The sequence below is a fragment of the Microbulbifer sp. NBRC 101763 genome (assembly GCF_040371615.1).
GTDB classification, from domain to species: Bacteria; Pseudomonadota; Gammaproteobacteria; order Pseudomonadales; family Cellvibrionaceae; genus Microbulbifer; species Microbulbifer variabilis.
The window spans coordinates 15172-29897 of sequence record NZ_BAABQV010000009.1; the positions used below are offsets into that span (position 1 = coordinate 15172).

12 protein-coding genes are annotated in these 14726 nt (G+C 55.0%); 7 read left to right on the forward strand and 5 right to left on the reverse strand.

Annotated elements, in window-relative coordinates; all coding sequences use genetic code 11:
• Nucleotides 1-4: 4 nt before the first annotated feature.
• The gene (gene mrcB / locus ABWV76_RS19840) at nucleotides 5-2575 is read right to left on the reverse strand and encodes a penicillin-binding protein 1B (RefSeq protein WP_353377055.1); all 2571 of its coding nucleotides are present in this window, start codon (nucleotides 2573-2575) and stop codon (nucleotides 5-7) included.
• Between the two features lie 375 nt (nucleotides 2576-2950).
• On the opposite strand from mrcB, the gene ABWV76_RS19845 reads away from it, so the two are divergent.
• Nucleotides 2951-3949, forward strand: coding sequence for an adenosine kinase (locus ABWV76_RS19845; protein ID WP_020411483.1), 999 nt, complete (start codon nucleotides 2951-2953; stop codon nucleotides 3947-3949).
• A gap of 58 nt (nucleotides 3950-4007) precedes the next feature.
• On the opposite strand, the gene ABWV76_RS19850 is transcribed toward ABWV76_RS19845, so the two are convergent.
• The 4 genes from ABWV76_RS19850 to ABWV76_RS19865 form a co-directional block, all read right to left on the reverse strand.
• On the reverse strand, nucleotides 4008-5777 hold the full coding sequence (locus ABWV76_RS19850) for an EAL domain-containing protein (RefSeq protein ID WP_020411484.1): 1770 nt from the start codon (nucleotides 5775-5777) through the stop codon (nucleotides 4008-4010).
• A gap of 166 nt (nucleotides 5778-5943) precedes the next feature.
• Nucleotides 5944-6513 (reverse strand): YajG family lipoprotein, encoded by a 570-nt coding sequence (locus ABWV76_RS19855; protein ID WP_353377056.1) that lies wholly within the window; start codon nucleotides 6511-6513, stop codon nucleotides 5944-5946.
• Nucleotides 6514-6551: 38 nt separating this feature from the next.
• On the reverse strand, nucleotides 6552-7025 hold the full coding sequence (locus ABWV76_RS19860; protein WP_020411486.1) for a copper chaperone PCu(A)C: 474 nt from the start codon (nucleotides 7023-7025) through the stop codon (nucleotides 6552-6554).
• Nucleotides 7022-7804, reverse strand: a complete 783-nt coding sequence (locus tag ABWV76_RS19865; RefSeq protein WP_353377057.1) for an N-acetylglucosaminyltransferase — start codon at nucleotides 7802-7804, stop codon at nucleotides 7022-7024. The genes ABWV76_RS19860 and ABWV76_RS19865 overlap by 4 nt, the downstream gene beginning before the upstream one ends.
• Before the next feature lie 72 nt (nucleotides 7805-7876).
• Here ABWV76_RS19865 and ABWV76_RS19870 point away from each other — a divergent pair, with 72 nt between their 5' ends.
• The 6 genes from ABWV76_RS19870 (at nucleotide 7877) to ABWV76_RS19895 (ending at nucleotide 14600) form a co-directional block, all read left to right on the forward strand.
• Nucleotides 7877-9673 (forward strand): protein-disulfide reductase DsbD family protein, encoded by a 1797-nt coding sequence (locus tag ABWV76_RS19870; protein ID WP_353377058.1) that lies wholly within the window; start codon nucleotides 7877-7879, stop codon nucleotides 9671-9673.
• 258 nt (nucleotides 9674-9931) lie between these two features.
• Entirely contained in the window at nucleotides 9932-10387 is a 456-nt protein-coding gene (gene aroQ, locus ABWV76_RS19875; RefSeq protein ID WP_020411489.1) for a type II 3-dehydroquinate dehydratase, read from the forward strand.
• Between the two features lie 24 nt (nucleotides 10388-10411).
• Nucleotides 10412-10879, forward strand: coding sequence for an acetyl-CoA carboxylase biotin carboxyl carrier protein (accB, locus tag ABWV76_RS19880; protein WP_020411490.1), 468 nt, complete (start codon nucleotides 10412-10414; stop codon nucleotides 10877-10879).
• 14 nt (nucleotides 10880-10893) lie between these two features.
• Nucleotides 10894-12234 carry an acetyl-CoA carboxylase biotin carboxylase subunit gene (gene accC, locus ABWV76_RS19885; RefSeq protein ID WP_020411491.1) on the forward strand — a complete coding sequence of 447 codons (1341 nt, stop codon included), beginning with the start codon at nucleotides 10894-10896 and terminating at the stop codon, nucleotides 12232-12234.
• 131 nt (nucleotides 12235-12365) lie between these two features.
• Entirely contained in the window at nucleotides 12366-13247 is an 882-nt protein-coding gene (prmA, locus tag ABWV76_RS19890) for a 50S ribosomal protein L11 methyltransferase (RefSeq protein ID WP_353377059.1), read from the forward strand.
• A gap of 75 nt (nucleotides 13248-13322) precedes the next feature.
• Nucleotides 13323-14600 (forward strand): DUF3426 domain-containing protein, encoded by a 1278-nt coding sequence (locus ABWV76_RS19895; protein WP_353377060.1) that lies wholly within the window; start codon nucleotides 13323-13325, stop codon nucleotides 14598-14600.
• The last annotated feature ends 126 nt before the right edge of the window (nucleotides 14601-14726 follow it).

Here is a 14726-nt window from a genome sequence, read left to right on the forward strand (position 1 = left end):
TAAGTCAGGGCCACTGGTCTTCCAGTGCCGGGCCTATCGGCTGAGCCTCCTCTACGGGGGCGCCGCCAGGGCCCGATTCAAAAGATTGGTTGCGGGGGAGCTCGACGGGCTCTTCTTCGTGCCCCCGATCAACACCAAATTCTTCCGCATCATCACCACGCAACTGTTCCTGCATTTGGCGACGACGCTGCTCACGCAGCTGCTGCTCGCTGGGATCTACACCCCAGCCGGGAGTCATTTGCTCCCGCGGTGCCGCCTCTGAGCGCCCATTGCCAAACAGGTTGCGAAACCAGCGCCAACGATCACGCCCGCGACATTCCGGTGCCGGCTGCAGGCGCGTCTCGTAGGAGAAAGGAATTTCATATCCGCCACGACAGTAGTCCGGGTCCATATATTCGCCGCGTGCATTCACCGACTTGACCTCCACCCCCCGCGGCGGCTCCACAGGCCCATGCTCATGGGGCAGCTTGCGCATGATCTCTGTCCAAATTGGCAGTGCACCGGTAGACCCCGTCAGGCGAGTGCGCTCATTGTCATCGCGCCCGAGCCAAACCACTGCAGTAATCTCCGGAGAAAAACCGGCAAACCAGCTGTCGCGGTTATTGTTGGTAGTTCCGGTTTTACCTGCAAATGCCACACTGCTAGGTAAACGCTTGGCAGACCTGCGTCCGGTACCCTCACGCATAGCCTGCTCCAGACCCCAGCGGAGCAGGTAGGCCGGTACCGCATCAACTCCGCGATGGGCACGGCGGCGGAAGTTCTGGACACGCCCGCCACCGGCATCGGAGACTGCCAGCAAAGTGCGCGGCTCCACAGTTTCGCCACCGTTGGCAATAGTCTGATACATGCCAGCCACTTCAAATGGTGTCATTTCAACGGCACCCAGTAACATCGCCGGCACCTTCGGCAGGCTGGTTTCCACTCCCAGACGGCGAATGGTCTGACGCACATTCTGCAGCCCCAGATCCAGCCCCAGGTGCGCTGTGGCAAGGTTGTAGGATTTTGCAAGCGCTACGTAAAGAGGTACCTGGCCGTGGGCTAGCTTGTCGAAATTCTGCGGCATCCACACATCGCCGTCCGCCTCTTCGATGCGCACAGGCGCATCGTCAATAAGCGTCGCCAGATTGTACTCTTCTGGGCGCTCAAGGGCAGTGAGGAAGACTGCGGGCTTGATCAGCGAGCCCACTTGCCGGCGGGCCTCAAGCGCGCGGTTAAAGCCCGGATAATCCGGATCGCGGTCTCCCACCATCGCCAGCACGTTACCGCTGCGGTTGTCCATCAGCACGGTGGCGGCCTGTAAAGTATTGACCTTAATTCCCCGGTCCTTTTCCAGCTGCAGGACCCCATTACTGATAGCCTCTTCGGCCAGCTTCTGTACCGAAGGCGACAAGCTGGTATAGATCCTCAAGCCCGCAGTCCGCAGCTCTTCATAGGAATAGTAGGGGCGCAATTCCACCAATAACCGCTCTGTGAAAGCAGGGTAAGGGTTTTGCGCAGTCACTCCACCTTTCACCACCCCCAAGGGTTTGGCCGCATAGAGTTCGAACTCAGCCTGGGAAATTAACCCCTGCTCCAGCATTAGTTCCAATACAGTGTTACGACGCTCGAGTGCACGCTCGGGGTGTCGCCAGGGATTGTAGTAAGAAGCGCCCTTGGCCAAACCCACCAGTAATGCCACCTGATGCGGTTCCAGGGTGTCCAGTGGCTGCTGGAAGTAAAATTCAGAGGCCAGCCCGAAACCATAGATGCCTCGGGCGCCCTGCTGTCCGAGCCAAACCTCGTTGATGTACTCCTGCAGGATGTAGCCTTTGTCGTAGTGGATCTCCATCAAAACTGCCATCAGCGCTTCATTAATTTTTCGCTGCAGGCTCGGCTTGTGATCAAAAAATATATTTTTCACCAGCTGCTGAGTGATGGTGGAACCACCTTGTACCAGACGCCCGGCCTTCACGTTGGCAACCATGGCACGAGCAATACCCCGAGGGGATATACCAAAATGGTTGAGGAAATCCTGGTCCTCCACAGCAATCAGAGTATTGGCCACCAGCGGCGGGATATCGCTAAATCTCACAGGGTTGCGATCATCACCACCTCCGAGTAAGGAGCCAATATTGGCCGCATCCAGGCGGAATTCCGCGATGCGCTGCCCATCGCTATCGCGCAGATTGCTAATCTCATCGTTGCGCAGGCGGAAAGAAACCACTGCCGCCGGCTCTCGGCCATTGGAGTGAATAAAATCGCGACGCCAAACAGAGTAATCCATGCCATTTTGGGACCAGGAACCGGGCTCGCTGAGGGTTTCCTGCTTGCGGTAATTAAGTGCTGCAAACTCGGAGGCTAATTCATCCGGATGCATCACCATCCCTTCGCGCAAAACCAGGGGACGAGCATAGACTCGCGCCGGCAGCTGGTACTGGCGGCTATCCAGACGCTCTCGCAGTTGTACATCCAGGTAGGCCATATAACCAGCAAGGGAGAGTGCTCCCACCAGAGCCAGCAGGAACAGGAATTTGAGCCAGCGGTATCGTCTCTTCGGTTGTGACGCTTTGCCGCGCCGGCGTTTGGTCGAGGCCATAAAAAGAGGTATCCAGCTGCCAGGTCAGTACATCAATTGACAGCGGGGCACGACAGCCCAGTCACTATCTTTGGCAGGGTACCAGCTGGTGGCAGCTCCACTGGTATCTTGCCTCCGGCACCCGGACCGGTGCCTTTGGGGAACATCCCTGAACCACCTGACTCCCACGCCAGAATAAATACTGGCCGGTCGTAAATCGAAGTGCTACGCACTTGTTCGTGGATTGACCACAAGTACGCCCTATTAGTTCATATTGAGGCTTAACGCGCCTTTATAAACAATGCCTCGCTGAAGTCAAACCTACCGCCTTGCACTTGCTGTAATCACAGCCATAATGCGGCGGAAATCTAGACAAATACCCCGAAAAGGATAGATATGAGGCAATACGATCTCTACGGCATTGGCGCCGCCCTGCTGGATACGGAAATTGAAGTATCCGACACGGACTTGTCAGCCCTCGGTGTTGAAAAGGGAATCATGACTCTGGTCGACGATGCCAGGCAGCAGCAGCTTGTAGATGACCTGCAGGATCACTTGGTCACAGCCAAGCGTGCCTGCGGTGGCTCTGGCGCCAACACTGTAATTGCTGCCAGCTATTTCGGACTGAACACTTTTTACTCCTGTAAAGTTGCTGCAGATGATAATGGCGATTTTTATCGCAATAATCTCAGTGCCGCAGGCGTCGACTATCCTGCCAGCCTGCAGGAAGCCGATGGGGGTACCACAGGCAAGTGCCTGGTACTGATTACCCCGGATGCCGAACGCAGTATGAATACCTACCTGGGTATTAGCGAGAAGTTGTCTGTGGCCGAACTGGACAATGAAGCTCTGGCATCCTCCCAATGGGCTTATATCGAAGGCTACCTGGTCTCTTCCGAGACCGGCCGTAAAGCAGCGATCACCCTGCGCGAGCAGGCACAACAGGCTGGAGTAAAAACCGCCCTGAGCCTGTCTGATCCGGCAATGGTACAGTTCTTCGGCGAAGGCCTGCGGGAAATGATTGGTGGTGGCGTAGATATCCTATTCTGCAACCGCGATGAAGCCCTAGGCTTTACCGGAACCGATTCCCTGGATGCAGCCGCCGAAGCACTGCGTGACTATTGCCGCAGCTTCGCTATCACCCTCGGCGCCGATGGAGCACTCCTGTGGGATGGCACACAGCTTAAACGCGTGGCCAGCCCCGAAGTCCATGCCATCGATACCAATGGCGCCGGGGATATGTTTGCAGGTGCTTTCCTGTACGGGATCAACCGGGAAATGGGGTTTGTAGAGGCGGGAGAACTGGCTTGTCGCGCCGCCGCGCAAGTGGTTAGCCAGTATGGTCCCCGCCTGCAGGCTGAACAGCACTCAGAACTGCTCGCAGCAGTTATTTAAAAGGTTCGCTGTTATATGGATGGTAATTGGTAAGCGGCCTTATGGCCGCCTCTCTATTTCAAAGGCCTTGGAAATCCCCTATTTCGGGCAGCCCGGTGGCAGCGGCAATACCAAAGCCCTGGGCGTAGTCCACCCCCATCTGACAAAGCCGCTCCATCAGTTCCGGGCTCTCCACATATTCGGCGATAGTACTGATACCCATACGCTTGGCCAGATGATCGATAGTGCTCACCATGGCACTATCAATTTCATCCTCAAGCATATTGCGCACAAAGCTTCCATCAATTTTGAGGTAGTCCACCGGCAGCTGGCGCAGGTAGGCCAGGGAGGAAACACCGCGACCAAAATCATCCAGGGCAAAACTGCAACCGGCTGCGCGCAGCTTGTGAATAAAGATTAACGCACGCTCCAAATTATTAATTGCGCTGGTTTCGGTAATCTCAAACTGCACTCTTGAAGGTGTGACTCCCGCATCGGCTAACTCCTGCAGTGCAAAATCGGCAAAAGTCTCGTCACCCAGGCTGATACCGGAGATATTAATGGCATAGCTGGTGCCGGCAATCCCGATATGTTGCTCCTGGGCCATATAGTGGAACACCTTGCGGATTACCCAGCGATCGACCTCCTCGATCAAGCCGTAGCGCTCGGCTGCTGGCAGAAACAGGCCTGGAGAAATCACCCCTCCATCCCGGCCACGCATGCGCACCAGAATCTCAAAATGGTGTACCTTGCGCTCTCCCTGGAGTGCGACTACCGGCTGCCTATAGAGAATCAGGCGATCTTCACGCAGGGCCGCATGGATCTCTGCCACCCAAGTGGTTTCACGGCGTTTCTCCAGCGACTTGCGGGAGTCACCAAATAATTTAACCCGGTTACGCCCCTGCTCCCGCGCTGAACAGCACGCATCATTGGCAGTGGCAAGTAGCTGACTGGCATTGGGAGTAAAGCGGTCCACTCCCACCACACCAATGGAAATAGCCACCCGGTTGTCATTGCCCAACCAGTGGAATCTAAACTCCTGCACGGATTCTCGCAGGCGCGCAACTACCCGCCCCCCCTCTTCCAGGGTGCAATCTCTCAACAGGATGGCAAACTCATCGCTACCCACCCGAGCAAACAGATCGGAACTGGACAAACCCCGCTGCAACAGGGTAACCAACTGAACCAGCAGCTGGTCACCGGCGACAAAGCCGAGAGTGTCGTTGATCACCTTGAACTGGTATACATCCAGGTAAAGAAGTACGTGGTGCTGGCGTTTATCGACGCATTGAGACAGGAGTTTTTGCAGCTCGCTCTCAAAATACTGGCGGTTTGGCAGGCGAGTGAGTGTATCGTGACTGGTTTGCCAGCTTAGGCGGGTAGAAATACGTCGGGCAGCGGAGGTATCACGTAACACAAGTACATAGTGCTTCAATTCACCGGCATCCCAGAGCGCCATTACTTGTACTGTAACCTCTAAGGGCGGGCGACTATCTCCAGGTCGGTGGATACAAGCGCTGATTTCCTGGGTACTCGGCACTTCGTCAGCGGGAGAATCCGGTAGCAATGGCGGAAGCGGCACGCCTTTTTCATCCCAGAGTATCAATCCGTCATTCAACGACTGGCCTGGCAGCAACCCAACCAGATCCCCACTCATTTCACTGACTAGTGGATTGGCATAGAGTACTGTCCCGCTGGGGTCAGTAACTATCACTCCATCGGCAATCTCGCCCAGAGCAGCTTCCGCCGCTTGCAGACTCACCTGCTCGCTGGGATTGAAGCGCTCTTCCAATTGGGCAAGTGGCCCCAGATACCTGGCAGAGCCTGGATCAAACAGAGTCACAGCCATATTTCCAGAGCGGGCGAGGCAGTTTGGCAGGCAACTCTGTTGTTGCAGAGTTGTTCCTTCCACAAACTAAAGGAATATATCGACATCGTCGTCCAAGATCGCCGATTTTATTCAATTATTCAGCCTCCCAGCCGCACCATTCTTACATGGCGCCTAAATTGCACATTCAAAGATGAGTTAGCAAGAAGTTTTTAAGCTTCTCATCATCAAATATTTTTTGCAGGGTGGCACTCAACAATCCGTTAACCCGGGTTTGTACCTCTTCACGACTGGGCTTGACCAGGTTGCGATCCTTACCCGACGTACTGTAAGTCGCAAAATATGAGGCGGCTCCAGCAGTCACTTCCAGGTGGATTTCAGCTGAGGTATCGATAGTGGTTGTGTAGACAGTGTTGGGACTGTTGTAAGTGAGTTTTACCAGTTTTGCCACCACTTGTACTTCGGGGGCGGTATCTGTGATACGAAAAGACCAATTAGCAAAACCCTGGCGTAAACCCGAGGCAATCGCTTCTCCCGCATCATTGCCGATACTTACTTGAGAGGTCTCAGCATAAACCCCCCCCAAAGAACCCAGGCCACCGTTGGGCAATTCATTGATTCCGCGCACACTCAGGCTATGGCCGGCTCCCAAGGACTCGGAAGCAACTTGCACTTGTGGCTCCAACTGGATTTGCAACGGGCTATGGGCACAACCAGCTAAACACAGGGCCCCTATAAACAATAATAATTTTTTCATTATTTCCTCCCCTTACTTCAACAAAAAACTAGTTCGGCTCAGCCATGGTGATGATGATGCTCTTTGTCTGCTTTATTCGGCCCGACAACCGGTACTTCAATCTCAAGACTGGAACCGTTGGTAAAGACCAGGCGCAGGGGCAGTAATTCCCCTTCTCGCAGTTGTAATCCATGGATCATCAGGTGCACTCCCCCCGGAGCCATCTGTAGCTTCTGGCCGGCGGCAATCGCCAATTGCTCTAGCGGACGCATTCGGCTGATGCCATCACTGCTCTCAGTGGTATGTAGGTCAACACCAATATCCTGCTTTCCCCGCAACTCCACAGCTTTGAGTAACAGCAAATGCTCTCCTGTATTGTGAAGTGACAAATAGGCTGCGCTCATTGGGGCACCTGGGGGCGTCTCACGCGCATAGCCCTCTACCTGTAAAGGCAGGGCTATTGCGTAAGCCCTGCTAACAAACAACAGAACACCGACAGCAATTATCCATACGGACAAAACTGGTTTTTTCACTGGACCCCTCCACTGGGTTTAACAAGAACTAGTCGCGCCGGGCTACCGACCTTTATGTCGCCCCGCACACGGTAACCAGGCACAGCTTCGCGCAACTGCTGGTAAATCCAACGCCCTTCAGCATCGTCCCTGGCAACAATAATGACGCGTAACTGCTCTTTGCGGATTCTTTGCGCAATCTTTTCCAACTGACTGGAGAGATGTTTAGACCTGGCATTCAGCTCTGCAGCCGGAAGTCCGATACTCTCTCCCTCTGGCAGGTCTAATCGCGCCCGCCCCCTTTCCCGCAGCAAGTTCTCGCGAACCTCAGCTACCAGAGCATTGCCTGGCGCAAGCATCTCCGCGCGCTTGAGGAGGGTTTGCACCTCGCCAAACGCCCGCCGGCGCAGGGCCTCCCGGGCCTGCTCCACATAGGTGACGACAATGGTCTGTATGCCGGTTTGCGCCCCGCGATTTCCGGGATCTAGCTGCTGTACCCTCAAGTAATAGTCATAGGCGCTGGCGCCAGCCGGCTGAGTCAGATACCCCTTGCGCAGGGCTTGTTCAGCACGCTTTAGGAAGAAATTCACATTGCCCCGCCTTACTGCCTCCGCTGAGGGTCCGGCTTTTTTGGGCGCTGGGGTGGGTGGAGCGGGAACTGGCTGATTGGAACTGCAGGCCCCCAGCACCAGGATCATGAACAGGCAGCCACTAAGGCTGTGAAGGCGTTCAAATGACGGCAAAGCAATCCCCCGCTGTTGTTTTTTTGTACCACTGGCATCGCTATACTGCTGGCGCAACTGAACCCCTGTCCGGTGCAGCAGTCAGAACTATGCGCCCGACTATAATGAATTTTTTCATCTATGGCTGTGATGACCAAAAGTTTCAGAAATAATTTCCTCGCCCTGCTGGCGATCCTGCTGTTTGTGTCTGGTGCCAAAGCCCTGGCTCAGAGCCCAGACAACCCTTTTGCGAGTCTAAGCAATTCGCAGGACAACACCTTCCTGCCAGTAGATGAAGCCTACAGGCAAGACCTGCTTCTCAACGGCAGTCAGCTCAGTGCCATCTTTGAAATAGCCCCCGAATACTACCTTTACCGTGACAAACTTGCCCTCTATCAAATCGCTGGTGGACAAAAGACCCAGCTGCCCCTGGATCTGCCAAATGGAGAAGTGATCTGGGACGATTATTTCGAGAAAGAGACAGAAGTCTACCGCGGTCAGCTGGAGTTCCCTATTGCCCTTAAAAGCACGGCTGGTACTGCGCAACTGGAGTTGCACTACCAGGGCTGCGCTGATGCAGGGCTGTGTTACCCCCCCCAGACCCGCCACTACACCGTAAACACCTCGGACGGCAGTATTGAGGCGGCGAAAGGCGGCTTCTCCAATGTCGCCGATCCGACGGCCGGCGCCCCACCCCAGGGAGCCAATGCTGGCAGCAGCTCGATCACCCTACCTCTGGCCTTGCTGTTCGCTTTCGCCGGCGGATTGCTGCTGAACCTAATGCCCTGTGTTTTTCCGGTGCTTTCGATCAAGCTACTGGCCGTGAGCCAGGCGGCTCAGAATGACAGCCAGCGTCACCATCATGGCTGGGCATACACCGCGGGAGTAGTCCTGAGCTTCGTTGCTATCGCCGCAGTGATGCTGGCGCTGCGCGCCGGTGGTGAGGCGATCGGCTGGGGGTTCCAGCTTCAGTCCCCATGGCTGGTGGCAGGACTGGCCTACCTCTTCTTTATCATGGGGTTGAGCTTGTCTGGAGTCACTGAGTTTGGCGCCGGCCTGATGGGTATCGGCAGCAACCTGAATAACAGCCAGGGTCTACGCGGCTCCGTTACTTCTGGAGCCCTGGCCACTCTGGTGGCAAGTCCCTGTACGGCACCATTGATGGGCTCTGCGCTGGGATTTGCAGTAACCCAACCGGCCATCGTTGCCCTGAGTGTTTTTGCCTCCCTGGGCGCTGGTATGGCGTTCCCCTTCCTTTTGCTGACCTATATTCCCGGTCTAGTCAAAAAACTACCTCAACCGGGCCCCTGGATGGATAGACTCAAGCAGCTGCTGGCATTTCCCATGTACCTGACTGCGGTATGGCTCTTGTGGGTGCTGGGCCGTCAGACTGGTGGAGATGGAGTAACCCTGATTCTCACAGGTACGGTTGCCATCGCATTTGCCCTCTGGCTCTGGCCGCGCCCCCAGTGGCATTGGCTACGCGGTACAGTAGCAATTGCCGCGCTCGCTTTCGCAGTAATGCTGTTACCGCGTCTCAGCACAACACCCCTGGCCCAACAGCAAACCAGTGACTACTGGCAACCCTATTCGGCAGAAAGGCTGGAAACCGCACGAGGAGAGGGTCGCGCTGTATTAGCCAATATGACCGCGGCCTGGTGTATTACCTGCCTCGCCAACGAAAAGGTGGTGCTATCAAGCGATGCAGTTAGCAAAGCTATTGAGGAGCTCGGGGTCGTGGCGCTGAAGGGGGACTGGACCAACCAGGATCCGCATATCAGTGCCCTTTTGACAAAATACGGACGTACCAGTGTACCCCTGTACTTGCTCTATCCTGCCGGCGGGGGTGACGCCAAAATCCTGCCTCAGATCCTCTCCCGTGAGGAGTTGCTCATGGAGCTCGAGGCCGCTGCAGAGGGCGGGCTAAGCACATCATCTATCCCATAGAGGAAACTTCCGCCTTTGTAGCCATTCGCTGGGGTAAAAAGGCCACAACCTGGATATTTTGCGCTAATTTTTAGCCCAATATCGCCGAACTGCCGCTAACTTCGATAAACTGCTCAACAGGCATGGACAGGGAGTCACTTTTGCGGCACACTCGCCTAATGCACTCGGGCAAATAGGCCAAAATTCGAGTTTGCCCGCAAGATAGCCAACTTTAGACCACATTTCGTGGCTTTTCGGCAACAATTCTCAAGGCAGATTATGGCTAGACTCCTACTCTTGCACGGCCCCAACCTCAACCTGCTCGGCATTCGTGAGCCGCACATCTATGGTGCCAGCACCCTCGCGGAAATTGATGAAGCAGCTGAGCGCCAGTGCGAGGATGCCGGGCACGAGCTGGAGACCATGCAAAGCAATAGCGAATCTGCCCTGATCGACCGCATTCATTTGGCGTCTTCCACTGGCGTTGATTTCATAGTGATCAACCCTGCGGCGTTTACCCACACCAGTGTCGCTCTGCGAGATGCCCTAGCCGCCGTTGCCATACCGTTTATCGAATTACACCTGTCCAATCCCCACGCAAGGGAAAAATTCAGGCACCACTCTTACTTATCCGACATAGCCCGCGGTGTGGTGTGCGGCTTCGGCCCACACAGCTACACGCTGGCAATACAGGCAGCCATACACCAACTGGGAATGGCGCCTCGAAACCAATGAATCAAACCTGCGAGTGAATGAACTATGGATATCCGCAAAATTAAAAAACTAATTGAACTGCTCGAGGAATCGGATATCGGCGAGCTGGAGATCAAGGAAGGCGAAGAATCTGTGCGCATAAGTCGAGGAGTGAGCGGTGCGAACCAGCAGGTCATGCCGATGTACAGCGCCCCTGCCGTACCGGCTCCTGCACCGGCAGCCCCCGCTCCAAGCGCAGCTACTGCGCCAGCTGAAAAGGAATCCAAGCCCGCTGTTAGCGGTCATGCGGTGAAATCCCCCATGGTAGGCACCTATTATGCGGCACCCAGCCCCGGTGCTGAGCCTTTCGTGAAAGTCGGCCAGCAAGTGAAAATCGGCGATGTGGTTTGCATCGTTGAGGCGATGAAGATGATGAACCAGATCGAAGCTGACAAAGCCGGTACTATCGAATCCATACTGCTGGAAGATGGCCAACCGGTAGAGTTTGACCAGCCGCTCGTGACCATCGTCTGAGCGGGGTAGGCACAATGTTCGACAAGATCCTGATCGCCAACCGCGGCGAAATTGCCCTGCGGGTTTTGCGCGCCTGTAAAGAGATGGGCATCGCCACTGTGGCGGTGCACTCCCTGGTGGACCGCAACTTGAAGCATGTGCGCCTAGCAGATGAATCTGTCTGTATAGGCCCCAACCCATCCCCGCAGAGCTACCTGAATATACCAGCCCTAATTTCCGCCATGGAAATTACCGATGCGGTGGCCGTGCACCCAGGTTACGGCTTCCTGGCCGAAAACGCCGACTTCGCCGAGCAGGTGCAGAAGAGCGGTTTTACCTTTATCGGCCCGGATCCAGATGTTATTCGCCTGATGGGCGATAAAGTATCCGCAATTGCCGCAATGAAAAAAGCGGGGGTCCCCACGGTGCCCGGCTCTGATGGTCCGCTACCAGACAACAGCGAGCGCTGCCTCGAGATCGCACAGAATATCGGTTACCCCGTCATCATTAAGGCTGCTGCGGGCGGCGGTGGTCGCGGCATGCGTGTGGTAGAGAGCCCGGATAATCTGGTCAATGCCATTGCTGTCACCAAATCCGAAGCTCAGGCTGCTTTTGGCGACGGCACTGTATATATGGAGAAATTCCTGCAAAATCCGCGTCATGTGGAAATTCAGGTAATGTCCGACGGCCAGGGGAATGCCATACATCTGGGTGACCGGGATTGCTCACTGCAGCGCCGCCATCAAAAGGTTTTGGAGGAAGCTCCAGCCCCTGGCATCCCCGATGCCGTACGCAAACAGGTGCTGGATTCCTGTGTGCAGGCTTGTATCGATATCGGCTATCGCGGTGCTGGCACCTTCGAGTTTCTCTACGAGAACGAACGTTTCTACTTTATTGAAATGAACACCCGTATCCAGGTGGAGCATCCAGTCACCGAAATGGTTACTGGCATCGACTTGATCAAAGAACAGATTCGCGTCTGCGCCGGAGAGAAACTCTCCCTGAAGCAGGAAGATATAGTAATTCGCGGCCATGCCTTCGAATGCCGAATCAACGCAGAGGACCCACAAACCTTCTTCCCTAGCCCCGGTAAAGTGAATAATTTCCATATGCCCGGCGGCCTCGGCGTACGTGTGGATTCTCACCTTTACTCTGGTTATTCGGTGCCGCCCAATTACGACTCGATGATCGCCAAGGTAATCACCTACGCGGAGGATCGGGATACCGCTCTCGCGCGCATGCGAGTAGCTCTCTCCGAGTTGGTCATTGATGGCATTAAAACCAATATCCCACTGCAGGAAGAATTGGTTCGGGATGAGGCCTTTGCCAAAGGCGGGGTCAATATTCATTATCTGGAGAAAAAGCTGGGACTCTAACCCTCGCCAGCAGGGATAAAGTCGGAGAGAATTGCGTCAGACGACGAACCCAAGCGCCATGGACGGCGATCCGTCGCAGGGATCGGGTGGACTTACCACCCACCACAGCAGTTACTCATTACGGAACCTCTATGCCCTGGCTACAACTCCGTGTCGATACCAATCGCGCACAAGCGGAAAAAATTGAAAACGCACTGCTATTTGCCGGTGCCGTCTCCGTCACCCTGCAGGACAACGCAGACCAGCCTATTCTTGAACCCGGCCTGGGCGAAGTACCCTTATGGGACCAGACCCGTGTTACCGGTCTGTTCGACGCCGAAATCGACACTACCGTCACCGAAGCCAAGGCAGCCTCTTATCTATGCGAGCTGCTTCCCAACGTTCGCTGGGAGCAACTGGAAGATAAGGACTGGGAGCGGGAGTGGATGACGCACTACAAGCCGATTCAGTGCGGCGACAACTTATGGATTTGCCCCAGTTGGTGTGAGCCACCCCACCCCGAGTCGGTTAATCTGCTACTCGACCCCGGCCTCGCCTTCGGCACTGGCACCCACCCCACCACTTACCTCTGCTTACAATGGTTGGCTCAGGAGCCTTTACAGGGCAAAAGCATTATCGACTTTGGCTGCGGTTCCGGCATCCTTGGCATCGGCACCTTGCTGCTGGGTGCTGAACTGGCAATGGGCACAGATATTGACCCCCAGGCCCTGATCGCAAGCCGCGATAACGCCAAACGCAACGGTATCGATCCGCAGCGTTTTCCTGTGTACTTACCCGAGCAAATGCCACAGGAAAACGTGGATGTAATGCTGGCAAATATCCTCGCAGGTCCTCTTGTAGAACTCGCCGCCGAGCTGATCAAATTAACCAGAGTCGGCGGGCGCATCTGTCTTTCCGGCATTCTTATATCCCAAGCAGAGCAAGTAAAAGCCGCCTATACACAAAACGTCGAATTTGATGAAGACGGAGTGCATGAAGGCTGGGTGCGCTTGAGTGGAACCCGTATCTGTTAAATAGGCTAACCACCACTACGCGGGGGCCGAGCAGACTGATAAACTTGACTGCAAAATAAACTACGCCATAGTCGAATGTCTCAACTGGTAACCCGCTGTCCCCACTGCAGCACCTCTTTCCACATCAATGACCAGCAATTGCGCGCCGCCCGCGGCGCAGTGCGTTGCGGCTCCTGCCTGCAGGTTTTTCGCGCTGACGAAAACATCGTCTTTAATGACGAGAACACCAATACCCGCAACGACCTAGAAGCTCTGCTGGAAGATGACGACTTCTTAATCCACGACGATATCGAACTGGATGACGATGAGCCGTCCCCGCCCGAGGAGCAGGAGACCACTCCAGCAGGAAAGGCAGACAAGAGTCCCCAAGCGATAGAAGCAGATAATGCCCAAAACGCTGATAGGAAGCCGAACTCCGATTCACTGATCGGTGACGCCTTCGGCGACAATGAGTGGCAGGAACTGCAGGACGAGGCTGCTCATGAGGAGCCCGAAGAGGATCTAGAGTCCTTCCTCAAGCCGGATTGGGATGATGTCTCCGATTTCGATCACCGCTCGGTAAGTAATAACGACAATAATTCCAATATATCTTCGTACAACGATCATTTCAGGGACCGCGACCCATGGGACCACCCCCTCGAATCTCAAGCAGAGAGGGCGGATACATTCGATCCTGGACCAACAACAATTCCTGATGACTCCGTACAAGAAAACCCGGTTACCCAAAACAGTGCCCCAGATGGACGCCGTGAACCTTTTTTTGCTTCCGGTGAGGAGCTCGATGCGGACACAGAAATAGAGCCCGAGCGGGAACAATTGATATCCGCTATCCAGCCCGCCCCCCTGGAGATGTCCTGGGGAGTGACACCACAAAAGAAAGTTATGCCATCTTGGGTCTGGTGGGTGCTACTACCGCTGCTGACCACCACATTGCTGGCCCAGATTGCCTACTTCAAGTTTGACACCCTCAGCAAAAAACAACCCTGGCGCAATATCTATGCTTCCGCATGTCCACTGCTCGGTTGCAAGCTGCCCCAGCTCCGAGACCTTAACGCCATCCAAGCCACCAACCTGATGGTGCGCAGCCATCCTCAGTTGGAAGGCGCACTGATAGTGGATGCAGTACTGGTCAATACCGCTGATTACAGTCAGCCTTTCCCTAACTTGCTATTGAATTTCAGTGACCTCAAAAATCGTAATGTCGCAAGCCGCCGATTTTCTCCCCTGGAATATTTGCAGGGGGAGCTGGCCGGTCGCAGGTTGATGCCTCAGGACAGCCCTGTACACATTGCTATTGAGGTGGTAGATCCAGGCGCTGAAGCAGTAAATTATGAGATGAAAATCACTCCGTAAAAAATAATTGTGCGCCAACAAAAGAGGTTAACTGGCACAAAAAGCCACATAAATTGCACACTCTGCAGGCTAAACGGATAGAGTTCGATCAAATTGCCCGCTTTTTCGCTTTGCCATTATCGGGCC